The organism is Parabacteroides leei (assembly GCF_023369805.1).
GTDB lineage: Bacteria > Bacteroidota > Bacteroidia > Bacteroidales > Tannerellaceae > Parabacteroides > Parabacteroides leei.
The window spans coordinates 44,070-70,267 of sequence record NZ_JAMBQG010000014.1 but is presented as its reverse complement, the minus strand read 5'-3'; the positions used below and the strand labels follow the sequence as shown (position 1 = coordinate 70,267).

Genomic DNA, 26,198 nt, shown 5'->3' with positions numbered 1-26,198 from the left:
AAAGGTATATATTTTTGTTTATTCAATTTGAAGAACGAAATATTATTTGTTACTTTGCTTCCAAGTTGTAAGCCTTAAAGGCCAAATTGATTAATAATGTAAACTACATAAAGAATTATGAGTACTAAAAAGTTTTTATTGGAGGAGAAAGACATACCCACAGCCTGGTATAATATTGTGGCTGATATGAAGAACAAACCACTTCCTATTCTGAATCCGCAGACAAAGCAACCGATGAAAGAAGAGGATCTCTATCCCCTGTTTTCCAAAGCTGCTTCCCATCAGGAAATGAATACGACCGATGCCTGGATTGAAATACCGGAAGAGGTTCGCGAATTATATAAGGTATGGCGTCCCACTCCGCTGGTTCGTGCTTACGGACTGGAGAAGATGCTGGATACTCCTGCACATATTTACTTTAAGAACGAAAGTGTCAGTCCGATCGGTTCACACAAACTGAACTCTGCTATCGCACAGGCTTACTATTGTAAACAGGAAGGCGTTACCAATATCACCACTGAAACAGGTGCCGGACAATGGGGTGCCGCCCTTTCCTATGCAGCCAAGGCTTTCGGCCTGGAACTGGCTGTTTATATGGTAAAGGTCAGCTATCACCAGAAACCTTACCGCCGTTCGATCATGCAGACTTTCGGTGCACAGGTGATCGCTTCACCGAGTATGAGCACGAAAGCCGGACGTAAGATCCTGACCGATCATCCTAACTATCAGGGTAGTCTGGGAACTGCTATTTCGGAAGCCGTAGAGTTGGCTATGCAGGTGCCTAACTGTAAATATACATTGGGTAGCGTTTTGAACCACGTAATGTTGCACCAGACTGTGATTGGTCTGGAAGCTGAAAAGCAGATGGAAATGGCAGGCGAATATCCGGATGTTGTAATCGGTTGCTTCGGTGGCGGTTCAAACTTCTCAGGTATCACTTTCCCGTTCCTGCGTCATAAACTGACAGAAGGTAAAGATATTCGTGTGATTGCTGCAGAACCGGCATCCTGCCCGAAACTGACACGCGGACAGTTCCAGTACGACTTCGGAGACGAGGCAGGATATACTCCGCTGATCCCGATGTTCACATTAGGACATAACTTTGCTCCTGCCAATATCCATGCAGGCGGTCTGCGTTATCATGGTGCAGGTTCGATCGTGAGCCAGTTGATGAAAGACGGACTGATGAATGCTGCGGACGTAAAACAGTTGGATACATTCAAAGCAGCAACAATGTTTGCCCAGGCAGAAGGAATCATCCCGGCTCCTGAATCTTCTCACGCTATTGCTGTTGCCATCCGCGAAGCAGAAGAAGCGAAGAAAGAGGGAAAGGCACGTACGATCCTGTTCAACTTGTCCGGTCACGGTCTGATCGATATGGCAGCCTACGACCAGTATCTGGCAGGCGACCTGACCAATTATGAAGTAACAGACGAAGATGTAGCCAAGAATCTGGAAGAATTAGAAAAGATTATCGGATAACCCGATAATCTTTTACAAAATAAAAGTGGCGCTAATAACAGGGACTCACGTCTTTTGTTATTCGCGCCACTTTCGTGTGTGTGTGTCTATGAAATGTTTTAAAATAGGTATTATGAGAATATATCCTCATAACTGGCTGCAGGTACAACCATTTCTTGTGTATTCAAACTAAAATCTTTTTTCTTTTTGTTCCACATTCCGTATACGGAATTGATTTCACCTTTTTCCTCGTTATACTGATAAGAAATCAGATAATAAGGATCCCAAGTTTCTTTTGACTGATTCCAGCGATACGCTTTCTTTTCAGCGACCTTACCGTTATCATTGTAGGTGAATTCATATTTCACCTGTTTGTTCAAAAGCCCTTCCTCATGTAAGAAGATAACTTTCGATACGATCTTACCATTCTCCTCTTTTGTATCATAAAGATAGTTTCTTGGAGATGCAGCACTCATTGCCAGACTACAAACGAACAAAACAACCAGTGCCAAAATTTCTTTTCTTAAAACTGAAGCTTTCATAAATATATTACCTATAAGATTTACTTTCAAATTGCGTGCAAATGAACACAGTTTTCCGGTATCAACCAAATATTTTCTGACATTTTGATAGCCAAAATAACATATTTAACCATTTTAAACCATCACAAGACATTGCCTCCCACAAGCACAACTTACAATTTACAACAAATCCAACTTATTACTTCAAAACAAAGTCTTTTAGTGTACCGGTTTTCTTAAAAAACACATAAAATCCGTTACACAACTTACGAATTGACACAAAGAGTTTTTTGTACATCATCTACATTTTTTAGAACTAAATAATGCCCTCCGTTTGTTATTTATAAATAAAGAAAGGATATTAGTATCCGAATTAAATCAGTATATCATGGAGAAGAACATTTTTAAACTAGAACAAGAGCAATTGAAAGAAATAGCCCTTTCATTGCAAAAGAAAGTGGAAGAAGGTCTGGCAGAAGACAATGCAGAAATACAATGTCTCCCAACATTTATTACTCCCAGGAGTAAAGGCATAAACGGAAAAGCATTGGTCCTCGACCTGGGGGGAACCAATTATAGGGTGGCAACCGTCAATTTTGCAAACGATAAAACAACCATTCATCCGGAAAACGGGTGGAAAAAAGATTTATCCGTTATGAAAACTCCCGGTTTCACCCGTGATGAATTATTTAAAGAACTGGCCGACCCGATCGGAGAAATCAAACGGGATGAAGAAATGCCGATCGGTTATTGCTTCTCCTATGCTGCCGAATCGCTTCCCGACGGTGATGCCCGGTTACTACATTGGACCAAAGGGGTTAATATAAAGGATATGATCGGACAACCTGTAGGGAAGCCTTTACTCAACTACTTGAATGAAATGAACAACGTCAAGTTCACCGGCATAAAGGTGCTTAATGACACAGTAGCCAGTCTGTTTGCCGGTCTTACCGACAGCAGTTACGATGCTTATATCGGACTGATTGTCGGAACGGGAACTAATATGGCTACTTTTATCCCGGCAGAAAAAATAACCAAACTTCCTCCTTCCTGCCAGATGAAAGGACTTATCCCCGTTAATCTGGAATCCGGAAACTTCAACCCGCCTTTCCTGACTACTGTCGATGATACGGTCGATGCCTGTTCCGACAGCCGGGGTAGTCAGCGTTTTGAAAAAGCAGTCTCGGGCATGTATCTGGGAGAAATACTTAAAGCAGCCTTCCCGTTGGAAGAATTCGAAGAGAAATTCGATGCACAGAAACTGACAACGATTATGAACTATCCGGATATCCACAAAGAAAAATACGTAGAGGTGGCCCATTGGATCTATAACCGGTCGGCACAACTGGTAGCCGCATCCCTCGCCGGATTGATCAAATTGCTTACATCTTATAATAAAGAGACCAAAAAGATCTGTCTGGTCGCCGAAGGCAGCCTCTTCTGGAGTAAGAACCGGAAAGACAAAGATTATAATATCCTGGTAATGGAAAAATTACAGGAACTTCTGAATGAATTCGGACTGGGTGATGTAAAAGTTCACATCAATCAGATGAACAATGCCAATCTTATCGGAACAAGTATTGCAGCATTATCCTGAACATATTTTCAGAAGTTTGCTGTCGATAATTGCCGACAGGCTTGCCAACAATTATGAGCAAGCTTGTTGACAATTATGAACCGGAAAAATAAATTTATTCCGAATTCATCCCACAGATTTAATTCAATCTACTATCTTTGCCTGCAACACACTAGTTTTAATACAATATCTATGATAACAGAAGTTTTCAGAGAAAAGTCACCTTTATCTAATAAAGACAGTTTTATTTTGTTTGAACGCACAAAATCTTCTTTCACTTTTCCAATCCATGTCCATAACGTTTGGGAGTTGAACTTTGTGGAACATGCAGCCGGTGCGCAACGGATCGTTGGCGACTCGGATGAAGTCATCGGAGAGAAAGACCTTGTATTGATTACCAACACCGAGTTAAAACACGCCTGGCTGAATGGGAGTTGCCGTTCGAACGACATTCATGAAATCACCATCCAGTTTCCTCCTTCCTTATTCTCCAACCCGGCTTTTCAGAAAAACCAGTTCGACTCGGTCATGAAAATGATGGTAAAAGCAGAGCATGGACTGGTATTCGGCCTGGCAGATATCAACCGCGTACTTCCTATTATGCGAATGATTTCGACCGAGAAAGGGTTCTATTCCGTCATGAAATTCTTTATCCTGTTGCATGAACTGTCCTTATCCGAAGATGTCCGTGTCTTATCAAAGAATGTCTCTTCCCAATATACGGAAAGCGACTATCAAATGAAAAAAATACTCGACTATATCACTAAAAACCTCTGCAATCAGATAACCATCGATGAACTGGCTCAATATATGGGAATGAGCTTGTCTACGCTTTCCCGTTTCCTCAAAAAGAACACAGGACATAGTTTTACTGACTTTCTGCAGGAATACCGGATCAACTCCGTCGTTCGCGAACTGAATAATAACGAGAAAGAAAGCATCATGGATATCGCTTCCCGTTGCGGTTTCGTCAGTCAATCCTATTTCTATAAAGTATTCAAGAAATACAAGAACGTCACACCGCAGGAATATCGCGAAAATTATCAACGCCTGCGGGTTATCGTTTAAACACTATTACATTTTGACCGAATAGAGCAATCGATTTTGACCTTCCAGCACACTGGAAGGTCAACTAACGAACTAAAAACCAAACAATTAAACAAAACACAAGAGATTAACATCCAAGACTATATAAAACAAAGATTTTCACTAAAATAAGTTAAACTCATGCTACAAGGAAAAGTCATATAGTTAATTATTGTAATATACAAACGCTTATCATAGTTACAATTTTATAAAATTGACAGAAACGAGCAATAAGATTGACTGAATCCGACACTTCTCCATTTACTTCATTCTCTACATTTGCAATGAAGTCAAACATTAATGCCAATTAATATGAAAACACCTCGAAAATTAACCTTAGGATTGTTCGCTTGTTTGTTCCTTTTAGGAGCTTGTACAGACAGTGAAATGGTAGACCAGAAAGCTGGTGGTTCTCTTGCAACAAAAGCCGTTGCAAATACTGACGTAATACTCCATTGGAATACAGAAGAACAAAACATTGATGGTTTCGGTGTGGCACAAGCCGGATGGGCAGATTATCTGTATGCACACCGCAAACGTGATACAGTCTTAGACCTGATGTTCGGAAAAGATGGATTACACTTGAATATATTAAGAGGTGAAATCTATTCCCATTATTGGAAAAACGAAGGAGATACTTCTTTCCATTTGGATGAAGAAATCGATATGCCGCTCGACGATCCGTTTTTTGATATCGACTACAGTGCCGATGGGAATGAAGCTGCAGAAGAAATAGCTCAACGCAAAGGCCAGTTATGGATCAACCAACGTGTCAAAGCGTTATATGACGTAGATAAATTCGTTTATTCTGTCTGGAGTCCGCCTGCCTATATGAAAAGTAACGACAGTGATTCGAAAGGGAATTTAAAATCTGCTTACTATCAAAAATTTGCCGATTATCTGTCAGCTTTCTGTGATGCTTACAGTTCAGTAGGTCTAAAGCCTTATGCCATATCACCAGCCAATGAACCGGAATATGCAGCTTCCTGGAGTTCTTGCCTCTGGTTACCGGGAACAACTACCTTGGGACGATTCATTGTTAACAACATGGGGCCGACATTTGCCGCCAATCACCCGGATGTTAAGATTATTTTCGGTGAAAATGCACAATGGACAGGTATTTTAGGTTTTATCATGGGTAGTAAAAACTATGTACGCGATATTTTAAATGTCAATACCCGCATTACCAATTACCCGATCATCGCAGCCGGACACGGTTATGTGGACCCGGTAACAAAAAAAGATCCGGGTATCGAACCGTTTACGAAGGCAGAATCAAAAAACATTCCGGTATGGTTGACAGAAATCAGCGACCCGAACAACTCATACACAACTTCCATAGATGACGGCCTAAACTGGGCAGTCAAATTCCACCGTTACCTTTGTGAAGCCAATGTAAGTTCAATTATCTGGTGGGCAGGAGCCTTGCCTGACAGTGGTACTAATGAAGGGTTGATTTATATTAACAAAGAAAATCGTACCGATTACGAAACCGGAAAACGTTATGAGACATTCGGAAACTTTACACGCTATATTCCTGTAGGCAGTACCCGCATCTCAGCCGAATACAACTCCGACCAAGGCTATATGGTATCCGGTTATAAAAAAGGCAATAACTTTACAATTGTAGCCATCAATACCAACGACACAGAAACAACTATCGACCTAGCATTAGACAACAACCAAACAGCTAGCCCGCTTGCCGGTTACCTGACCGATGCCACCCACAAATGGGAAACCTTGGAGACTATCCAACCGGTAGGTAATACGTACATGATAACTCTTCCGGCAAAGAGCGTTGTAACCTTTACAGGAAATGTTGAATAACTTTAAATTTATAAGATCATGAAAAGTTTTTTTTACACAAACAATTTTACTGGTTGTTGCTTTATTAGTAGGAACAAGAGCAAAAGCGGTTAGTTATAAAATGGTGTAGAGACTGCCAAGATCATCAAAAAATAACAACCTAAATCATATAACAATCTGTTTACTATCCTTCAAAATTTAAGGATAGTAAACCCTTTATTAACCTAATAGAATTATTTTATCATTTAAATATTTAATTATGAACAGAAAACTAGCTTTTTCTCTATTACTAGGAGCCTTTGCTGTTTCCAGTTGGGCGCAGCAGGCTATGACCGTGAAAGGTACGGTAAAAGACTCGGAGAACAATCCAGTCATCGGAGCAACAGTTGTTGTAAAAGGAACCACAATAGGTACAACAACTGACATTGATGGGAACTACACCATCAATGTCAATCCAGGACAGGTCCTGGAATTTTCTTACGTAGGTATGCAACAATCTTTTATCACTGTTGGAGATAAAAATGTAATCAATATCACAATGGCTGACGGTGAACAATTGGATGAGGTTGTCGTAATCGGTTATGGTACGGTGAAGAAAAGAGATTTGACCGGTGCCGTTGCCTCTGTTTCTTCTAAAGACCTACAAGCCAATATCGCCAAAAGTGCAGCCGGGGCATTGCAAGGTCGTATTGCCGGTGTAAGTGTTTCCAACGTTGGAGGCCAACCCGGTTCAGGCATGAGTATCAACATTCGTGGATTAAGTTCTTTAGGTTCAAATACACCGTTGTATGTAATCGATGGCGTTTATGGAGATATCAACATGGTAGACCCGGCAGATATAGCATCACTTGAAGTATTGAAAGATGCTTCGGCTGCGGCTATCTACGGTTCACGTGCAGCTAATGGCGTTGTGCTGATTACGACTAAAGGCGGTAAAAAAGAAACTCCTACGACTATCGACGTAAATGTTTATTCCGGTTTCCAGAACATCACCAAGAAACTGGATGTGCTAGACGCTCAACAATGGATCTCAGTGATGAAACAAAGCGGTTACCTTCCTGAAAGCGCAGCAAACTTCCAAGGAGCCGGAACAAACTGGCAGGATGAAGTATATCGTACAGCTCCTGTCACAAAAGCCAATTTAAATATCAGCGGAGGTACAAAAACGGCTACCTATAATGTGTCTGCCGGTTATATCAACCAACAAGGTATCTTATTGAATTCAGGATACAGTGCATTTAATGTTCGAGCCAAAAACACATTCTCTTTCTTTAACGATCATTTCCGTGTTGGAAATACATTGTTAGTGAAAACAGCCGACAAACAGATCAATGACTTAGTCATTACAGACCCCTTGCGTCAGAACCCGTTGATGAAGGTGAAAGACCCGAATCAGTTAGGTGGTTATGCCGGTATCGAACCTTGGATGAAAAACATGGACAACCCTGTCGGTTATTCCGAATTGTTCGACAGACAAAAACACAACATGGAGTTGTTATTGAACGCTTACGCAGAAATCGACCTGGGTCTAAAAGGATTAAAATACAAACTGAACTTTGGTTACAACAAAAACAACGGCCGTAGCTACAACTACAATCCTGAATACAATTTCGGTTCCGGAGCCATACAGTCAAGCCTGAGTGAAGGTGCTTCTTTCGGTGACCAATGGTTGGTTGAAAACACGTTGCACTACGACAACACATTCGGAAAACACACCGTATCCGGCTTGTTCGGTTATTCCGCACAAGAAAATAAAGACCGTTCGTTTGGTGCAGCCCGTAAAGATATTCCGGCAGGAACAGATGCAATCGGAGCTGGTGCCACTACGGAACAAACCACTTCCGGATCTTTACAGGAACACTCATTAGTTTCTCTGTTTGCCCGTGCCATGTATAGCTACGATTCGCGCTATATGATTTCTGCCTCTATCCGCCGTGATGGTTCTTCCCGCTTTGCCGATGGTCACAGATATGGTGTATTCCCATCTGTATCCGCCGGTTGGAATATCATGAACGAACAGTTCTTTGAAAATGCGAAAAAAACTGTTGACGAATTGAAACTACGCCTCAGCTACGGTGTATTGGGTAACCAGGAAATCGGAAACTATACCACTCAAAGTACAGCCACCAGCGGTATCAACTACGTACAAGGCGGTCAGTGGTGGATGGGTAGTAGTACCGGTGTTAACTGGGTATCACCTAAAGATTTGACTTGGGAAGAGACTCGGACTACCAACATCGGTTTGGATGCAAGCTTCTTCAACGGGAAACTATCTTTCAATGCAGATTACTTTATCCAGGAAACCAAAGACGTATTATTAAGTATCTCTATGCCCCCATCTGTCGGTATGGGCGGTAGTCCGACAATGAATGCCGGTACTATCCAGAATAAAGGTTTTGAATTGGTTGTTAACCACCGCAATACGGTAGGAGAAGTTTATTACAACGTCGGAGTAAACCTCTCTACGGTCAGCAACAAGATCAAAGAAATTACCGTAGGTAGCGACAAACAAGAGTTTGCTGGTTACAATCCACAAGGTGAAGGTACTATAACTTGGGCCAAAGTCGGTGATCCGATTGGTGCATTCTATGTTGTAAAGACAGACGGTATCTTCCAAAATGAACAAGAAATAAAAGCACATACCACTGCCGATGGTAAATTGATCCAACCGGACGCACAGCCGGGAGATATTCGCTTCATCGACTACAACGGTGATGGCCAGATTAGCGACGATGACCGTCAATATGCAGGAAGTCCGTTTCCCGATGTAACCTTCGGCATCCGTGGCAACGTTCAATACAAAGGATTTGATTTAGGATTGTTCTTTGACGGCATGATTGGTAACAAAATATACAACTACACACGTTGCCGCATGGAATCCATGAACGAATTCACCAACTTCGGTACAAGCACATTAAATGCATGGACCGAACAGAACAGAAATACCGATATGCCCCGCTTCACACAAGAAGACAAAAATGAAAACCGCCGTCGTTGTAGCGACCGCTGGTTAGAAAACGGTTCTTTCTTCCGTTTGAAGACATTGGAATTCGGTTACACATTGCCACAAAATCTGTTGACACCGTTAAGAATGAACAATTTGCGTATATATACAGCAATGGACAATCTATTTACTGCCACTAAATACACCGGCTATACACCTGACTTAGGACAGAACGACGATCAGAACGGTGGTGGTGACGGTACCATGACAAGAGGTTGTGACCACGGTCGTTTCCCGTTGGCAAGAACAATTACATTTGGCGTTCAACTTAATTTCTAATTTAACAAAATGCTCATAATATGAAAACGAATATATTAAAAAAGCTGGTTCTCGTTCCGGCTGCTGTCCTTGCCATGACAGGATGCAACGAGTCTGATTTTTTAAGTTTTACAAACCCGAATGAATATGTAGAAGATACCTATTGGTCTTCTGAAGCCAATGCACAAGCTGCTATGGCAACCATCTATTCTCCTATCCGTAGCCAGATGTATGGCTATTTCGGAGGTTATACCGGTTGGCATACCATAAACCGTGCAGATGATACTTGGTTCATCTTGGGAGAAGAAGCGCACAACTGGCAACCCGCCACTTTCACCAACACCCCGAATACGGCAGAAAGTGATTTTGGCAGAATCTATAACACCATCAATCGTGCCAATGTCCTTCTAAACAATATTCATAAAGCGGATATGGACCAGACTAAAATGAACGAACTGATTGGAGAAGCTAGTTTCTTAAGAGGTTACGCTTACTTCCTGTTAGTTACCAACTTTGGCGATGTTCCTCTGCGTCTGGTTTCTGCTGCTGAAAGTTTGGAGGAAACCATGAAGCCGAGTTCTCCGGAAGCTGATATATGGAAACAAGTTGAAGCTGACTTCAAAACAGCCAAGGAATATTTGCCGATCACCCGTCCTTCTGAAGAAGCCGGTCGTGTAACCAAAGGAACTGCTATCGCTTACTTGGGCAAAACATACAACTATCTGAAAAGATACGAAGAGGGAGAAGCGGAATTGAAAACAATCATGCAAAGCCCTTACACATACGACCTGACTGAAAATTTCGAAGACAACTTCACCGAATATACAGAGTTAAACAAAGAATCAATATTTGAACTCGTATATGAAGGGAAATACGGTTCAGGTAGTTGGGGCTCTGAAGGGCCGAACGATACACAGGGTTGGGTAATTCCTAACTTCGTAGGGCCGCAAGGTACAGGCGGTTGGTTCAAATGGATGCCGACAGCTTCTATCGTAGATGACTTCATCGTTGAAGAACGCCCGGCCGGTTCCGATACACGCTTTGATAAACGTATGTACACCAGTTTCTTCTGGAAACATTCTGATTATGAAACGACTGTAGAAGATGGTGCATGGTTCGGAGATATGTCATTCGATGAGATCTGGGAGGCTTGTGCGACCAAACGTTTAAGAGGTGAACCGGATTACCCGACCATCAGTGACAAACCCGGACGTTTCTTGATCAAGAAATTCACCAATTTCTACAAAAATGAAGCAGAATCAAACAGTATGTACAACCAGGCAAACCAGAATAACAACCTGCGTGTGATGCGTTTTGCCGAAGTATTGCTGCTACATGCCGAAGCCTGTATCAAAACCAATAAACTGGCTGAAGCGGCTGCTGACCTGACACGTATCCGCGACCGTGCCGGACTTGCTAAAAAGACTTGGAACGGAGCCGATGAATTGTGGGAAGAAATGGTTCATCAAAACGAACTTGAATTCTTCTTTGAAGGTCACCGTTTCTTTGACTTGAAACGCTGGTATTCTTACGAAGAGATGAAGCAGATTTTCGTCAAAAACAAAAAACAAGGTGCTGAGAACTTCCAGCCAAAACATTTTTATCTGCCTATTCCGCAAAATGAATTGAATACCAATGCGGCTATCGAACAGCATCCGATGTGGAGATAAACCGAAATAATTGAATAGAACAGCTATAGGGGGAAGTGACACCCTGACAAACACAGTACGTGTCCTTCCCCTCCCTTTGTCTGTAAATAGAAAGTAATCGCATGAGAAAATATATTCATAACACAAGAACTGCCTTGCTTGCTCTTTTACTGGGAGTATGTACCGGATGTAACGAAGAGATTGATTCTCCTGAAACAGAAACAGGTGAAGAAATAACAACTATCCGTTCATTAATGGAAGAAGGTAGCCTGTTAATAAAAACCGAACAAAATGAGGATAAACACCTTTTCTATTTTGAAACAGACACGTTGGTTATCCCCTCGCATGAAATCATCCGATTGACACCCGACATTGACAACTGGAAAACAACACTGCTTTTCGCAGACAACACGATATTAGAGATTCCGACCTTAGGAACCTCTTTCCATCTTAGCGACAAAAACATCAAACTCGATCCTACCGGCTATGCCCCTTTAAGTGCAGAACTCAATTTACTTTTACCGGCAAGCGGTTACCTGACCGTCTGTGTCAAGGGGAAACACGAAGGTACCGATTTGTCACATACATTCAAGAAGTACAGCTCTGCATACCGGGTAAACGTACACGGTCTCTATGAGAATCACACCAATACGGTCTATATCTCCCAAACAAACAAGCAGGGGAAAGTACGACTGACCGACTCAATCAAAATAACAGTCCCCGACTTGCTACTTAACACCCAATATCCCCAAATAACAACGATTGTCGCTCAACGGGAAAAAATGGAGCCCGGAGTGACGTTAATCAATTTCTTGGGAGATAACGAATACGATACACATCGCCCATTCATCATAGATAACTATGGCGATATCCGGTGGCTGTTACGCCTGAAAGATCATCCGGAGATGAGAATAACAGCCCATACCGGCTTAAAACGAAACAAGAAAGGAAATTTCTATTGCGGAGATGTAAAGACAGGAAGAATCCTGGAGTTTGACATGGTCGGCAATATACTAAATACATGGAACATACAAGACAAAGGATATTCATTCCATCATGATGTCATTGAAATACCTAACGGCCATCTGATTGCAACAGCCAGTAAAGATGGAAGCATTGGACAAGACGGGAAAGTAACGACTTACGACTATGTGGTGGAAGTAGACAATGAAACCGGTGCCATTGTCAATGAATGGGATCTAAAAAAATCGCTGGATGAAACTCGTAAAACTTTTGTCCCGGCAGGTGACACGATCGCGGTTTTTGGTAACTGGGCTCATGGTAATGCAGTCATTTATTCGGAAGACGATGATTGCATCATCGTGTCCTGTCGCTATCAGGGAGTCGCCAAATTGACCCGTAACAATCAGCTTAAATGGATCCTAACGCCTCATAAAGAGTGGAAAAATTCGCTCACCCTTCTGATGCCTTTAGATGCAAAGGGCGAGAAGATAACAGATATAGAAATCCTTAACGGAGAAAAAAATCATGATGATTTCGAATGGTGCTGGGGACAACATTGTCCCGTATTCATGCCCAACGGAAATATATTGCTCCTTGACAATGGTTTCTACCGTAACTATCAGACCTACGATAAAGACAGGGAAAAAGCGTATACCCGTTCCGTTGAATACAAGATTAATGAAGAGCAAAAAACAATACAACAAGTATGGGAATATGGGAAAGAAAGAGGAAAATCTTGTTTTGCCATGGGAGTATCTTCTACACAATATTTACCGGAAACGGACCATGTGTTATTCTGTCCGGGAGTTGGGACTCCGACTGTTAATGGGCTTGGAGGCAGAGTCATTGAAGTTGACTATAAAACCAAAGAGGTTATTTCTGAAATACATTTTTCAGTACCTAACTATTTGGCATTTCACCGTGCCAAACGAATTTCACTTTATCCGGAGAACTTATAACATTAATATATACGAAGCTGAAAAACTAGAAAAATGAAAATTTTCAAAGAAAAACTAGAAAAATTACAATACTTGCATAAAGTTCTCATATTACGAAAAAATATAAAAGAAGAGAATGATAACGGTATTGTCACCCGTTATACCTATCCGGTAATCACCCGCGAACACATACCCCTGGAATGGCGTTACGACCTCAACCCGGCTACTAATCCGTATTGTCTGGAGCGTATCGGGGTGAATGCCTGTATGAACTCCGGAGCGATAAAGTGGAAGGATAAGTATCTACTGATGGTCCGTGTGGAGGGTTGGGACCGTAAATCGTTCTTTGCCATTGCCGAAAGTCCGAACGGGGTGGATAACTTCCGGTTCTGGGAACGACCGGTCAACCTGCCGGATATCGATCCGGAGGAGACAAACGTGTATGACATGCGCCTGACCGCCCACGAGGACGGTTGGATATACGGTATCTTTTGCAGCGAACGCCATGATCCGGCTGCCGCTCCGGGAGATTTGTCGTCAGCTGTTGCCAAAGCCGGAATTGTCCGTACCAAAGATTTGATCGACTGGGAAAGGCTACCGGACCTGAAATCAAAAAGCCAGCAGCGTAATGTAGTCCTTCATCCGGAATTTGTCGACGGGAAGTATGCATTATATACCCGTCCGCAGGATGGCTTTATCGATGCCGGAAGTGGCGGAGGTATCGGCTGGGCGCTCATCAATGATATTACACACGCAGAAGTTCTCTCTGAACGAATAATAGATAAACGCTACTATCATACAATCAAGGAGGTCAAGAATGGGGAAGGTCCGCATCCCATCAAGACTCCACAGGGCTGGTTACACCTCGCCCACGGGGTCAGGGCATGCGCTGCAGGACTACGTTATGTACTTTATCTGTACATGACGTCCCTGGAGGACCCCACCAAAGTGATCGCACAGCCCGGCGGCTACTTCCTCGCACCTGTCGGGGAAGAACGCATCGGGGATGTCTCGAACGTCTTATTTACCAATGGATGGATTGCAGACGAAGACGGAAAAGTATTTATCTACTATGCATCCTGCGATACACGGATGCATGTAGCAGTATCGACGATAGAAGTTTTGGTCGATTACTGCATGAACACTCCGGAAGACGGTCTTCGGTCGGCCGCTTCTGTTGCCAGAATAAATGAACTGATTGATAAAAATAAAAAGTACAAAGGAGTATGATTTAAGGCAATAATGTGAAAAGAGTCTGAAGCCTTATGTAACACATTACGGCTTCAGACTCTTTATTTTATACCCGCCCTAAAAATTCGTCAACCGTATAATTCAGGAAGTTATTAAACGGGAGTAACTGTTCGAAATGCTTGATCGCCTGGTCCATCCAATCGTCCGTCATAAAAAACTCGTCCGGTTTAACGGTAGCAAAACAGTAATCCTTGTGCCGCATGATCTCACTATATTTGAAATCCGTCGGATAGCCGGCCGGCATACGTTTCAACACTTCGCCCTCCATTACCGGAAAAGCCTCTTTAAAAGACGGATTTTCAATGATACCTACAAACTCGTCGATATGATCGTAAATATCCTGACGAAGCATCTTCAACAGTTTAGGAGGAGGACACCATACACCACCGGACAGCATACAATTACCCGGCTCCAGATGAATATAATATCCACCCCGTTCACTGGCACGTCCGCCTTGCGCCATATAAGCGGCGAAATGAATTTTATAAGGGGTCTTATCCGGAGAAAAACGCAAATCCCGGTAGATACGGAACTGGCAGTCTTTCGCTTCCAGCCCGGCCACCTGCGGATCGAACAGGGCGATCCGGTTGATCAGTTGCTGTACCTCATCGAGAAACCCTTTATGCAATACATCGTAGCGGTCTTTATTTGCCTGAAACCACTCCCGGTTATTGTTCTGACTTAATTCCTTCAGGAATTGTATTATTTCTGCATTCATAAATCTCTGTTTGTTTTACAGGCAAAGATACAGAATAATATCATTCATTACCCCAGTTTCTGTCCGTACGGAACGGAGCAACCGGTAAACCTTCCTTACCGAACAAGTTTCCAATAGTTGCATCATCAAAACAATAATGGACTGCAACCGGCTTTTTCACACGAGGGGAAGTTATGATAACGGTGTTATCCTTGATCTGAGCTTTTCCCGGTTCGAAAACACCGTCTTCTCCTGCAATCATAAACCCGGTCAGCTGTTTTCCTTTACACATTAGTCCGGCATCAGCATGAAGGAATGAAATAACCGCCTTGTTCTTGTCGACCGTCATTTTACTGAATACCGGGCTTTCGTAGCCGGAAGCGAGTTGTCCGTAAGTCTTTCCCAAAGCCATATTTGCCAGACGCAGGCCAACGTTTTGCTTATCTGTCGGATGAATATTCGTTACATCTGCAACACAGTCGGAGATTGCCACCATCCCTGTTCCGGGAACCGTGCGTGACACCCATTCCTGATATTCGCGAACCAAAGCAGCCCCGTTATCGTTTGAATTATATGTATGAGGTGCGATCTGCACCAGATAAAACGGGAAATCCTTCTTAAAACTCTTCCGCCAGCTTTCAATCATTGTCTTCAACAAAATACCGTAAGACGAAGCATGATCGCGATTTGACTCTCCCTGATACCAGATTGCACCGGCCAAGGCATAAGGTACAACCGGATTGATCATCTGATTATATAAAACACCCGGCTCCACCGGCCACCAGGGATATGTTTTATCCGGCATCACATCACGTATCTGAGGATTATTCATCACCAGTTCCTCCGGAGTCCAAACTTCTGCAGGAGTACCACCCCACGCAGAAACGATCAGGCCGACAGGTACGTTCAGATCTTTTTGCAGATCACGACCAAAGAAATAAGCCACAGCACTGGTAGTTTTCATTACATCAGGAGTACAGGCAGCCCAGGATGCTTCACAATCGTTCTGAAGAGTTTTTGCTCCGCGTTTAGGGATATGAAAAAAACGAATATTCGGATAATTAGCGGCAGCGATCTCTTCATCACGGTTATCTATATTGCTCATGGGCGTCCATTCCATATTCGATTGCCCGCTACAAAGCCAGACTTCACCCAGCATGACATCTTTCAGTTCACAACTTCCATTGCCTAAGACAGATACCGTATACGGGCCTCCGGCTCCGGCTGTTTTCAGTGTCGTTTCCCAGGTACCATCGGAACGAACGACTGTTGTCGCCGTATCTTTCGGCGCCCAGCTTCCGACCACTTTGATCGTACCGCTTGCTACTCCCCAGCCCCATACGGGCACATCGCTTTTTTGTTGCAACACCATATGATCTGTAAAAACAGACGGCAAACTGATCTGGGCCTGTACACCGCCCATCAGCAGGGACAAGCCGACAGCCATCCCGGTAAATCGTGTTAGTTTCATGTATTCCTATATATTTGAATGATTAACTGATTAACAAATGTATAATAAAAATCAGAACGAGAATCCCAGATTCAAATAAAACTGAAGACTGGTATTCTGATTAGACATACTGAAATTGGCACTCAACGGTCCGGCGATACTATTATAGGCATACCCGATGCTACCGCCCCAAACGCTTTTCCCTTTTAACAGGTGAAGGAAGTCATCATGATGAATGGCATAGTTACCGATCAGCGAAATATAGTTTCGTCCGGCTATGCGTTGCCGAAAATGAAGGCGGGCCACCGCAATGGCATTGTCGAATATCTCCACCCGGTTGATACCGGCAAACGGCAATTGGTGGGGAACATATTTTCCTTCAACCTCTCCACCCACTGCATTCAGGAAAGGATAGGCCAGATTGCCTCCTATCAGTACACGCCCATAAAGAGACGGCAACACACTCAGATGGGAAGTGATGGGAATAACGGATGTGAAATTAAGCCCGACAGCCGAGAAAGGCGCATGACCGTTATAACTGACAAAGTTATCCGTATAAAAAGAATAATCGGCTTTCAGGGAAACACCTTTAGTCGGGAAATAACGGCGATCGAATGTCTCCAGATGTGCCAGAGCAAAATAACTGATGAAACCTTCCGGTTTAACCTCATACTCGTTGTTATTATCCCCTGTATACAAAAAGGAAGTATAGTTGAAATACTCATAACGTAAGCCCACCTTGAACTTGAAGTTCAGCCAGTTCATATCAGAGTACCCGAACTCCGCCAGATGATGTGTATAACTGGTATTAAAGGTTTTATCTCCTTTCCGATAAATATCCAGATCATTATAAGTAAACTGATATGCCAGATTCAGATTACGCAACGGATTCCGCTCGATCGCATAATCCAGCCGTCCATAGGAGATCTTTCCGCCGACACGTCCGGTAAAAGCCAGCCGGGAATGATTGCGTGCCCTATAATCTAAGGTAGCATTCAGCAAAACACCGATCACCTCTTCCGAATCGAAGCGGACACCCAGATTGATCGAACTGATCGACTTCTTCTGTGCCGTCAGTACCAGATCCTGTTGTTGTTCGCCTGTCAATTTATAATTTACATTCGAATAGGCATTTGAACCGACCAGGATCGACATAGCTTTATGCAACTCTTTCAAGGTGATATGACTATTTTCACGCAGGCCGCTGATCTGCATCAACCACTTCTCATCGCGCGGGTCGGTACCGGCAAAAGAGATATGCCGGATATAAAAACTGTCGGTAGGTAAAACCGGATATGACTTACGGGGTAATGTATGTTCCTCCGGGCGATAATCTTCCGGGATACCGATCTTCTTTTTCAATGCCATAATCTCATCCCAGCGGCCACGGGCTTCCTGCTCGCCACGGCGAATCAGCGTATCGAGTGCCGTCGTACTGAAACTGGCTGCATTATAAGGTGTCATATTCGGCCGGAATAACAAATCGGCCCTTTCTTTATTTTTCGCATACTTTTCATAACCATGCAGGGCTATGATCTGGCCGATTACATCGCCGGGGGTATTCAATCCCTCCAACACTTTCAGGTCGCTGGTCCCGAGATCAACGCCGATAATAATATCAGCCCCCATATTCAATGCGACATCGACAGGGAAATTATCATTCAATCCCCCGTCAACCAATACCATACTGTCCAGTCTTACCGGGGCAAACACAGCCGGAATAGCCATACTCGCACGCATAGCAAGAGGAAGGCTTCCCTTATGGAAAACATAATCTTTTCCATCCACGACATCTACCGCTACGCAGGCAAACGGTATATTGAGATTATTGAATTCAATGGAATCATGGTAGCCGATCGTGAGGTTTGAGAAAAGATTCTGCAAATTCTGGCCTTTGATCATACCGCTGATCACACGGTCCTTCTTCTCCTTCCCGAAAGGCAAAGAGAGAATATATCGCTCGGAATTTTCTTTTTCCGGAAACGACAGGCTGGTACGTGTCACCCGGTCACTCAGAAGCATTGTCCAATCCTGATGTATCACCATGCTATCGATCTCAGCCGGAGTATAACCGATCGCATATAATCCGCCTACAATAGCACCCATACTGGTTCCCGCCACATAATCGATCGGGATACCTGCTTCCTCCAGCACTCTCAACACGCCAATATGAGCTACTCCTTTTGCTCCTCCGCCACCCAACACGACCCCGACTTTCTTTCGTTGGGCCGTCAGAGAAGGCAAAGCGACCAGTAACATCAGCAAAAAGCAAAGTAACTTTTTCATCTGCACAATATTAATTTACGGCAAATGTAATCGGTTTACATCAAAAATTGTATTAAATTTGACCAAATTTCTCACCTTAAGAAGAAAAACTCAATATGCAAAAACTAGCATTATGTCTATTACTATGCAGCTTTACTTTTCAAAGCTTTGCAACAGTAGATCCATTGAAAGGCTATCAGTATGCCTCAGAACAAGCGCCTAAAGGGGACGAATGGGAATCACCCGAAAACATAGCGCTAAACAAAGAACAACCTCATGCCTGGTTTTTCTCTTTTAAAGATCCGGAAAGTGCCCGGAAAGTATTGCCGGAAAACAGCGCTTACTGGCAATCTCTGAACGGAGATTGGAAATTCAACTGGGTACGTACGCCGGAAGAACGTCCGAAAGACTTCTTCCAAACGAACTTCGATGTATCGGGATGGGACAATATCCCGGTTCCATCCAGCTGGAATATCGTCGGTCTCCAAAAAGACGGGTCGCAAAAGTACGGAACTCCTATTTACGTGAACCAGCCCGTTATTTTCCAGCATAAAGTGGCTGTCGACGACTGGCGAGGCGGGGTAATGCGCACTCCGCCGGAAAACTGGACCACCTTCAAAGACCGTAATGAAGTAGGTTCCTACCGCCGTGAGTTCACTATCCCTACGGACTGGGAAGGGAAGGAAGTATTTATCAATTTCGACGGAGTCGACTCTTTCTTCTATCTCTGGATAAACGGCCAATACGTCGGTTTCTCGAAGAATTCACGTAACACAGCCAGTTTCAATATCACACCCTACCTGGTGAAAGGGACGAACATCGTTGCAGCCGAAGTTTATCGTAGCTCCGACGGTTCTTTCCTCGAGGCACAGGATATGTTCCGCCTGCCGGGTATCTACCGCAGCGTATCGTTGACAGCCGTTCCGCAGTTACACGTTCGCGATCTGGTAGCGACTCCCGACCTGGATGCAACCTACACAAACGGTTCACTGAATATCCGGGCTGACATCCGTAACCTGGGTAAAAAGGCTGCTAAAAACTATTCGATCGTTTATTCGCTGTATGCCAACAAGCTCTACTCAGACGACAACACGAAAGTAGACAATGCCACGGCCTCTGCCCCCATTGCCCTTGTTGCAGCCGGACAGGAAATAGGAACCGAAACTGTGTTGACTGTACAAAATCCGAATAAATGGTCTGCCGAACAACCCTATCGTTACACCCTGGTAGGAGAGTTGAAAGATAAAAAAGGCCGTACGGTAGAAACGATCTCCACCACTGTCGGTTTCCGGAAAGTAGAGATCAAAGACACCCCCGCTTCGGAAGATGAATTCGGTCTGGCCGGTCGCTACTACTACGTAAACGGCAAGACCGTCAAGCTAAAAGGTGTCAACCGTCACGAAAGTAATCCGGGCGTAGGCCACGCTATCACACGTAAGATGATGGAAGATGAAGTGATGTTGATGAAACGTGCGAACATCAACCACGTTCGTAACTCCCACTACCCGGACGATCCGTACTGGTACTATTTATGCAATAAATTCGGTCTTTACCTGGAAGATGAAGCAAATATCGAATCGCACGAATATTATTACGGTGTAGCCTCTTTATCCCATCCGAAAGAATGGAGAGACGCCCATGTGGCACGTGTGATGGAAATGGTACATGCGAACATCAATAACCCGTCTATCGTTATCTGGTCGTTAGGAAACGAAGCCGGTCCGGGACAGAACTTCGTTGAAGCCTACAATGCACTGAAGAAAGCAGACTTGTCACGTCCCGTTCAATACGAACGAAACAATAAGATTGTAGATATGGGGTCTAACCAGTATCCGTCTATCTCCTGGGTACGTGGTGCCGTAAAAGGCGATTATGATATCAAGTATCCGTTCCATATCTCGGAATATGCCCACTCCATGGGTAATGCCTGCGGTAACCTGATCGATTACTGGGACGCAATGGAGTCGACCAACTTCTTCTGTGGCGGTGCCATCTGGGACTGGGTAGACCAATCACTCTATAATTACACACCGGATGGAAAACGTTATCTGGCTTATGGAGGCGACTTCGGTGATACGCCTAACGACGGACAGTTTGTTATGAACGGTATCGTATTCGGCGACCTGGAACCGAAACCGCAATATTATGAAGTAAAGAAGGTGTACCAGCACATCGGTGTAACAGAAGTCGATGCCTCCAAAGGCCTTTTCGAAATTTTCAACAAATATTACTTCAACGATCTGTCTGATTATGCCGTAAAATGGTCGCTGTACGAAAACGGGAAAGAGGTAGAAAGCGGATCATTGAATCCGGGCACAGTGGCTCCCCGTAAGCGTGTGCAGGTGGCCGTTCCTTATACTTACAGCAAATTGAAAGCCGAAAATGAATACTTCGTCAAGGTACAGTTCCTATTGAACGAAAATAAACCGTGGGCTGATAAAGGCTATGTAATGGCGGAAGAACAACTTCCTGTAAAAGCGGCAACAGACAAACCCGCTATTAATGAAGTAGCGAATGCCGCCACCGGCAAACTGACTATCGACAAACAGGCTGATCCACGTTTCTCCACCATCAAGGGAGATAACTTCGAAATTAAATTCGACAACGAGATCGGTACTATCTACAGTTTGAATTACAACAACGAAACAATCATCGCCGATGGTAATGGACCGAAATTGGATGCTTTTCGTGCCTTTACCAACAACGACAACTGGTTCTACGGAAGTTGGTTCGAAAACGGACTGCACAACCTGAAACATAGAGCTACAGCCTCTAAAGTTCTTAATAGAAAAGACGGTGCTATCGTACTGTTCTACACCGTAGAATCGCAAGCTCCTAATGCCGCCAAGATACTGGGAGGAACTTCCAGTGGCAAGAATAGTGTGGAAGAACTGACCGACAAAGTTTTCGGAGAAGACGACTTCAAGTTTACTACCGACCAGGTATGGACCATCTATCGCGACGGCTCCATTGAACTGCAGGCAAGTATCACATCCAACAACCCGAGTCTGGTTCTGCCTCGTCTGGGTTATATGATGAGAGTTCCTCAACGTTATGAAAACTATACTTATTACGGACGTGGCCCTGTTGAAAACTATGCAGACCGTAAAGTGGGGCAGTTCATCGAAATGTATAAATCGACTGTTGCCGACCAGTTTGTGAATTTCCCGAAACCACAGGACATGGGCAACCACGAAGACGTACGCTGGTGCGCCCTGACCGACAAGACTGGTAAAGGAGCTGTCTTTGTAGCAACAGACCGACTCTCTACTTCGGCATTACAATACTCTGCACTCGATCTGACACTGGCCGGACATCCTTACCAACTACCGAAAGCCGGTGATACCTATCTGCATCTCGACCTGGCCGTTACAGGTCTGGGAGGTAACAGTTGCGGACAGGGTGGCCCATTGGTACAGGACCGTGTGTTTGCCGGGCAAAATAACATAGGCTTCATTATCCGCCCGGCAGCGCAAGATCTTTCGGCAGTGGCACAGGTTTCAGCCGCAGGTGATATTCCTTTCTCTATTACCCGTAGCCGTACAGGTTTGGTAAAACTGTCGTCTATCGACAAAGAGGCCGTTATCTGCTACACGATCGGTAAAGACAAGAAAGCGAAAGAATATACGGAAGCCATCCCGATGCGTGAAGGTGGAACGATCACTGCCTGGTTCAAGAATAACCCGGAGGTCAAATCGACTAAAACTTTCAATAAAATGGAAAGTATACAAACGGAGGTCATCTATGCCAGTAGCGAAGAAGTGGACGGAGGTGATGCCAAGAACCTGGTAGACGGTGATCCGAACACGATCTGGCACAGTATGTATTCTGTTACCGTTGCCAAATATCCGCATTGGGTAGATTTGGATGCGGGTGAAGAAAAAGCACTCAAAGGCTTTATCTACCTGCCGCGTCAGGATGGCAGCAATGGTAACATCAAGGAATATTCCATCCAGGTCAGTCCAGATGGTAAGAATTGGGGAGAACCCGTTTGTAAAGGCCGGTTCGCCAACAACAAGGATGAAAAGAAAGTCCTTTTCGACAAACCGGTAAAAGGACGTTATATCCGCTTCACAGCCTTGAGTTCACAGAACGGACAGGATTTCGCAACAGGGGCAGAACTTACTGTTCTGAGTGAATAGAAAATCCATCTGTATAATTCTATACAGATAATACTTAAAAAGAAGAGCGATTAGAATCTATTCGCTCTTCTTTTTTGATCTATATTAAGGCTGGTCCAATCCTCATCACCTCACTTAATAATCAGATCAAACCATATGTATTCTTTCATATCGAACGCGTTATGCCATTCCTTAGGTGGTAACTTTGCATTACGGACGTCACAATAACTACCTGCCAATCTTAACTCCCCATCAACCATCACCTCCTGTAAAGCACCACTTGTATAGCCAATTAGAGGGATTGTATCATCTGAATGATAAAAGTCTGTCGGATATATTTCTAATAAAATACTATGTAAAACATCATCCACTTCTACTTTTTCCTTAACCTGCTTTTCTCCTTCAACAATAAAACATACCTCATGTGCATGGAGCGGTTCAGCTTCAATATGAATCAATAAAACTGTATCCTTTATTACATAAGAGGGGGCATTCAATATTTTATAAGATACAGTTCCTTCTTTGTAATGAGCCATCCGTATCCTATAAGTTTGTCCTTGTAATTCGCCGGATAACTTTATTTTTTGAATACTTGCCGGAGATTCAGTTTCTTCATATTGAAGACGAACTGGAAACGATTGTTTGTTGTCGCAACCAATCATTAACAGGAATAATACGATCAATTGAAAATATTTTACCATCTCATTTTAAATAAACAATCATCAAGACCGGGTTATCATCCTCTCCTATTCCTTTTAGTTGCTCCTGATTGAGAATTTCAGGATTCTTTTCGGCTTCTTTGAATATATCCTGTACTTCCCAAACATACAATAAAGTTTTACTATCTAATGATGCTACAGGACGAAGAGGTAATCCTCCGCTCAAATCATTTTTAATAACACCACCGATTAGTTTATAACAATCTCCGGTTTTCTTATCAAACATGGCCATTTGCTGTTTGCGTGCATTCTCACCCGCCCAGTTTGAATAAGGCATAAACAAATAAGGATCGGTTTCTATTGCCTGATACCTAATATAAGGAGCAGCAAGCGACTGGTATCGTTTATTATCTCCGTCCAGATATTCAAAACGACATTCAATAGGTAAAGAATATTTTCCCATTTGAAATATATAACGCGGTTCAAGTAAATCCTTTGTGACAATAAATAAAGTATCATTGTAATAATCCTTACAGCAAACCATATTTTCATATCGGAACATATAGCGGTCTGTGGAACTGCTCATCATCCATGAATACTGGCTATTGAGTTCAAACAAATCTGATCGCGGGAAAGTTTTCAACGTATCCCCTTTGATATCAGAAATATAAATACGAGTCTTTCTTTTCCCGTTTGTGTTACGTACAAATGTAACCGATGTCGTATCATTCAGCATGGAGAAATCACCCGATTCAATATCCGGACTTTTCATTGACCGAAGGAACTTTCCCGACTCCATATCATAAACATTAATCCGTTGAGAGGTTGTCATCATAAAAACCAGTCCTTTTTTTTCGTCGACATCTATTTGAGAGATCCAGACAAACTCACCAGGACCACTTCCTTTGCGCCCGATCTTACGGACAAATTTACCATCCGTGGTATACTGAAATAAAGTTTCGACCCACGGCAGAAAGAAATACTTATCTGTCTTCAAGATGTTCGCGTCTTTTAAAGCCCTGATCAGACATTTATCATTCGTCTCTAACGGTATATATTTTACAGAATCAGCAATTTCACTCAGTAATACTTCGCGCTCTGTCTCTATACCGGTTTCAAACGGAACAGTCATCGGATATACTGGAACTGCCGGCAATACCTCTACTTCTTCTGCAGGTTTCTCCGCCTTCTTTCCTCCGCAGGAAAACAGGAAAGAGGTAATAATTACTATTGATAAAATTTCAAATCGATCCATTCCGTATATATTTAAGTGATTACTAAACGATTCCTGTTCATTTTAAATAAACAATCATCAAAACAGGATTGTCATCCTCTTTCAGATTCTTTAATTGCTCATATTCCATAACAGAAGGATCTTCTTCTGCCAATTCCAACACTTCGGATACTTCCAGATAATAAAGCAATATATCATCTGCAATACGGGCTTCCGGATAGAAGGGCAAACCACCCTCCATATCGTTTTTAATCCGGTTATCCTTTACCTTGTAACAGTCACCCTTCTTTTTGTCATACATGGCCAACCGGGGAAGTTCACCTTTATTGGTTACGTCCCAGGAAGTATAAGGGAGGAATACCCAACTGGTAGTTTCAAGGAAGCCCGGTCGCAAATAAGCTTGTGCCGGTTCGGAATAGACAGTCCAGTTTCCTTCCAGCACTTCGAAACGCTTTTCTTTCGGTATCTTATACTTTCCCATATCCAGGATATACCGGGGTTGAAGTTCCTGCGGTGTAACAGTAAAGACAGTATCATTATAGTATTCTTTACAACAGGCTTCCTCTTTAAAAGAATATACATAACGGTCGTAGCTTCCCCACAGATAGTAATTCAGACCGTTGGCTATCGTGAACTGGTCGTACTGCGGATAAGACTTAAACGTCTCCCCTTCTTGATTAACCAGGAGAAGCCGATCTTTCTTTTGTCCCGTATTATTATAGATATAACCGACATAGGTGCTATCGCCCAATAAGGTGAATTGCCAGCAGAAAGGTATTCTGTTTTCCCCCACATACTTTCCATCGACAGAATAGATAAGGACCTTTCCGTTATCCATCAGATAAACCTGTTTCAGTTTGTCGTTTACTGCAATAAATCGTATAATGGCGTATTCACCCGGTCCTTGTCCCCGTTTGGCCACTGAACGGACAAATTTCCCGTCATCCGTAAACTGCAATAATCCTTCGCTACAAGGAATAAACAAGTTATGATCCACCATTTGTATCATTCCTTTACTCACCTTAGCCACCAGGCATTCCGGCTTCGTTTCCAACGGCACGATCTTTACCTCTTTGGCTATCTCGCTTAACAGAACTTCCTTTTCCGTATCAATACCTTTCGCAAAAGCGATCGTTACTGGATATTCCGGATCAAATACTGTTTCCGAAAGAGCTTGTTCACCGGATTTTTTTCCACCACAAGCCGCCAGGAGCAAACCAGCAGAAAATATAAAAGATATATAGATCTTATTCATAACC

At 43.3% G+C, this 26,198-nt stretch carries 16 protein-coding genes; 9 read left to right on the top strand and 7 right to left on the bottom strand.

Annotated elements, in window-relative coordinates:
• Nucleotides 1-117: 117 nt before the first annotated feature.
• Nucleotides 118-1,482 carry a TrpB-like pyridoxal phosphate-dependent enzyme gene (locus M1P97_RS18300; RefSeq protein WP_075559306.1) on the top strand — a complete coding sequence of 455 codons (1,365 nt, stop codon included), beginning with the start codon at nt 118-120 and terminating at the stop codon, nt 1,480-1,482.
• A gap of 110 nt (nt 1,483-1,592) precedes the next feature.
• Here the strand turns inward: M1P97_RS18300 and M1P97_RS18295 are convergent, their stop codons facing one another.
• Nucleotides 1,593-2,003 (bottom strand): DUF3836 domain-containing protein, encoded by a 411-nt coding sequence (locus M1P97_RS18295; protein ID WP_195373389.1) that lies wholly within the window; start codon nt 2,001-2,003, stop codon nt 1,593-1,595.
• 367 nt (nt 2,004-2,370) lie between these two features.
• On the opposite strand from M1P97_RS18295, the gene M1P97_RS18290 reads away from it, so the two are divergent.
• The 7 genes from M1P97_RS18290 to M1P97_RS18260 all read left to right on the top strand — a co-directional run bounded on the left by M1P97_RS18290 (nt 2,371) and on the right by M1P97_RS18260 (nt 14,492).
• Nucleotides 2,371-3,579, top strand: coding sequence for a hexokinase family protein (locus M1P97_RS18290; RefSeq protein ID WP_249389822.1), 1,209 nt, complete (start codon nt 2,371-2,373; stop codon nt 3,577-3,579).
• Between the two features lie 171 nt (nt 3,580-3,750).
• The gene (locus M1P97_RS18285; RefSeq protein ID WP_195373387.1) at nt 3,751-4,626 is read left to right on the top strand and encodes an AraC family transcriptional regulator; all 876 of its coding nucleotides are present in this window, start codon (nt 3,751-3,753) and stop codon (nt 4,624-4,626) included.
• A gap of 330 nt (nt 4,627-4,956) precedes the next feature.
• On the top strand, nt 4,957-6,471 hold the full coding sequence (locus M1P97_RS18280; protein ID WP_195373386.1) for a glycoside hydrolase: 1,515 nt from the start codon (nt 4,957-4,959) through the stop codon (nt 6,469-6,471).
• Nucleotides 6,472-6,709: 238 nt separating this feature from the next.
• Entirely contained in the window at nt 6,710-9,733 is a 3,024-nt protein-coding gene (locus tag M1P97_RS18275) for a SusC/RagA family TonB-linked outer membrane protein (protein WP_195373385.1), read from the top strand.
• A gap of 20 nt (nt 9,734-9,753) precedes the next feature.
• Nucleotides 9,754-11,382: a RagB/SusD family nutrient uptake outer membrane protein gene (locus M1P97_RS18270; protein ID WP_195373384.1), complete on the top strand. Its 1,629-nt coding sequence runs from the start codon at nt 9,754-9,756 to the stop codon at nt 11,380-11,382.
• Nucleotides 11,383-11,483: 101 nt separating this feature from the next.
• A complete protein-coding gene (locus M1P97_RS18265; RefSeq protein WP_195373383.1) occupies nt 11,484-13,283 on the top strand; it encodes an aryl-sulfate sulfotransferase in 1,800 nt (599 codons plus the stop codon).
• A 33-nt stretch (nt 13,284-13,316) separates the two neighbouring features.
• Nucleotides 13,317-14,492 carry a glycoside hydrolase family 130 protein gene (locus tag M1P97_RS18260; RefSeq protein ID WP_249389821.1) on the top strand — a complete coding sequence of 392 codons (1,176 nt, stop codon included), beginning with the start codon at nt 13,317-13,319 and terminating at the stop codon, nt 14,490-14,492.
• Between the two features lie 67 nt (nt 14,493-14,559).
• On the opposite strand, the gene M1P97_RS18255 is transcribed toward M1P97_RS18260, so the two are convergent.
• From M1P97_RS18255 to M1P97_RS18245, 3 genes are read right to left on the bottom strand one after another with little or no spacing between them, the layout of a single operon-like run.
• Complete coding sequence (locus tag M1P97_RS18255; RefSeq protein WP_129731396.1) at nt 14,560-15,231, bottom strand: DUF2461 domain-containing protein; 672 nt, start codon at nt 15,229-15,231, stop codon at nt 14,560-14,562.
• 40 nt (nt 15,232-15,271) lie between these two features.
• Nucleotides 15,272-16,681, bottom strand: a complete 1,410-nt coding sequence (locus M1P97_RS18250; protein WP_249389820.1) for a sialate O-acetylesterase — start codon at nt 16,679-16,681, stop codon at nt 15,272-15,274.
• A 51-nt stretch (nt 16,682-16,732) separates the two neighbouring features.
• Nucleotides 16,733-18,946, bottom strand: a complete 2,214-nt coding sequence (locus tag M1P97_RS18245; protein WP_195373380.1) for a patatin-like phospholipase family protein — start codon at nt 18,944-18,946, stop codon at nt 16,733-16,735.
• 95 nt (nt 18,947-19,041) lie between these two features.
• Here M1P97_RS18245 and M1P97_RS18240 point away from each other — a divergent pair, with 95 nt between their 5' ends.
• Nucleotides 19,042-23,067, top strand: coding sequence for a glycoside hydrolase family 2 TIM barrel-domain containing protein (locus M1P97_RS18240; RefSeq protein ID WP_249389819.1), 4,026 nt, complete (start codon nt 19,042-19,044; stop codon nt 23,065-23,067).
• A gap of 110 nt (nt 23,068-23,177) precedes the next feature.
• Here M1P97_RS18240 and M1P97_RS18235 read toward each other — a convergent pair whose 3' ends face one another.
• Genes M1P97_RS18235 through M1P97_RS18225 form a run of 3 tightly spaced genes read right to left on the bottom strand, consistent with a single transcriptional unit; the run spans nt 23,178 to nt 26,194 of the window.
• A complete protein-coding gene (locus M1P97_RS18235) occupies nt 23,178-23,747 on the bottom strand; it encodes a hypothetical protein (protein ID WP_249389818.1) in 570 nt (189 codons plus the stop codon).
• Between the two features lies 1 nt (nt 23,748).
• Nucleotides 23,749-24,960 (bottom strand): 6-bladed beta-propeller, encoded by a 1,212-nt coding sequence (locus M1P97_RS18230; protein ID WP_249389817.1) that lies wholly within the window; start codon nt 24,958-24,960, stop codon nt 23,749-23,751.
• Between the two features lie 37 nt (nt 24,961-24,997).
• Nucleotides 24,998-26,194 (bottom strand): 6-bladed beta-propeller, encoded by a 1,197-nt coding sequence (locus M1P97_RS18225; RefSeq protein WP_249389816.1) that lies wholly within the window; start codon nt 26,192-26,194, stop codon nt 24,998-25,000.
• Between the last annotated feature and the right edge of the window lie 4 nt (nt 26,195-26,198).

What these genes read in the sequence shown, in the direction of transcription:
- M1P97_RS18295 (WP_195373389.1), bottom strand. Translation starts at nt 2,003, where the DNA reads ATGAAAGCTTCAGTTTTAAGAAAAGAAATTTTGGCACTGGTTGTTTTG.
- M1P97_RS18300 (WP_075559306.1), top strand. Translation starts at nt 118, where the DNA reads ATGAGTACTAAAAAGTTTTTATTGGAGGAGAAAGACATACCCACAGCC.
- M1P97_RS18280 (WP_195373386.1), top strand. Translation starts at nt 4,957, where the DNA reads ATGAAAACACCTCGAAAATTAACCTTAGGATTGTTCGCTTGTTTGTTC.
- M1P97_RS18265 (WP_195373383.1), top strand. Translation starts at nt 11,484, where the DNA reads ATGAGAAAATATATTCATAACACAAGAACTGCCTTGCTTGCTCTTTTA.
- M1P97_RS18225 (WP_249389816.1), bottom strand. Translation starts at nt 26,194, where the DNA reads ATGAATAAGATCTATATATCTTTTATATTTTCTGCTGGTTTGCTCCTG.
- M1P97_RS18230 (WP_249389817.1), bottom strand. Translation starts at nt 24,960, where the DNA reads ATGGATCGATTTGAAATTTTATCAATAGTAATTATTACCTCTTTCCTG.
- M1P97_RS18290 (WP_249389822.1), top strand. Translation starts at nt 2,371, where the DNA reads ATGGAGAAGAACATTTTTAAACTAGAACAAGAGCAATTGAAAGAAATA.
- M1P97_RS18285 (WP_195373387.1), top strand. Translation starts at nt 3,751, where the DNA reads ATGATAACAGAAGTTTTCAGAGAAAAGTCACCTTTATCTAATAAAGAC.
- M1P97_RS18255 (WP_129731396.1), bottom strand. Translation starts at nt 15,231, where the DNA reads ATGAATGCAGAAATAATACAATTCCTGAAGGAATTAAGTCAGAACAAT.
- M1P97_RS18245 (WP_195373380.1), bottom strand. Translation starts at nt 18,946, where the DNA reads ATGAAAAAGTTACTTTGCTTTTTGCTGATGTTACTGGTCGCTTTGCCT.
- M1P97_RS18250 (WP_249389820.1), bottom strand. Translation starts at nt 16,681, where the DNA reads ATGAAACTAACACGATTTACCGGGATGGCTGTCGGCTTGTCCCTGCTG.
- M1P97_RS18275 (WP_195373385.1), top strand. Translation starts at nt 6,710, where the DNA reads ATGAACAGAAAACTAGCTTTTTCTCTATTACTAGGAGCCTTTGCTGTT.
- M1P97_RS18260 (WP_249389821.1), top strand. Translation starts at nt 13,317, where the DNA reads ATGAAAATTTTCAAAGAAAAACTAGAAAAATTACAATACTTGCATAAA.
- M1P97_RS18270 (WP_195373384.1), top strand. Translation starts at nt 9,754, where the DNA reads ATGAAAACGAATATATTAAAAAAGCTGGTTCTCGTTCCGGCTGCTGTC.
- M1P97_RS18235 (WP_249389818.1), bottom strand. Translation starts at nt 23,747, where the DNA reads ATGGTAAAATATTTTCAATTGATCGTATTATTCCTGTTAATGATTGGT.
- M1P97_RS18240 (WP_249389819.1), top strand. Translation starts at nt 19,042, where the DNA reads ATGCAAAAACTAGCATTATGTCTATTACTATGCAGCTTTACTTTTCAA.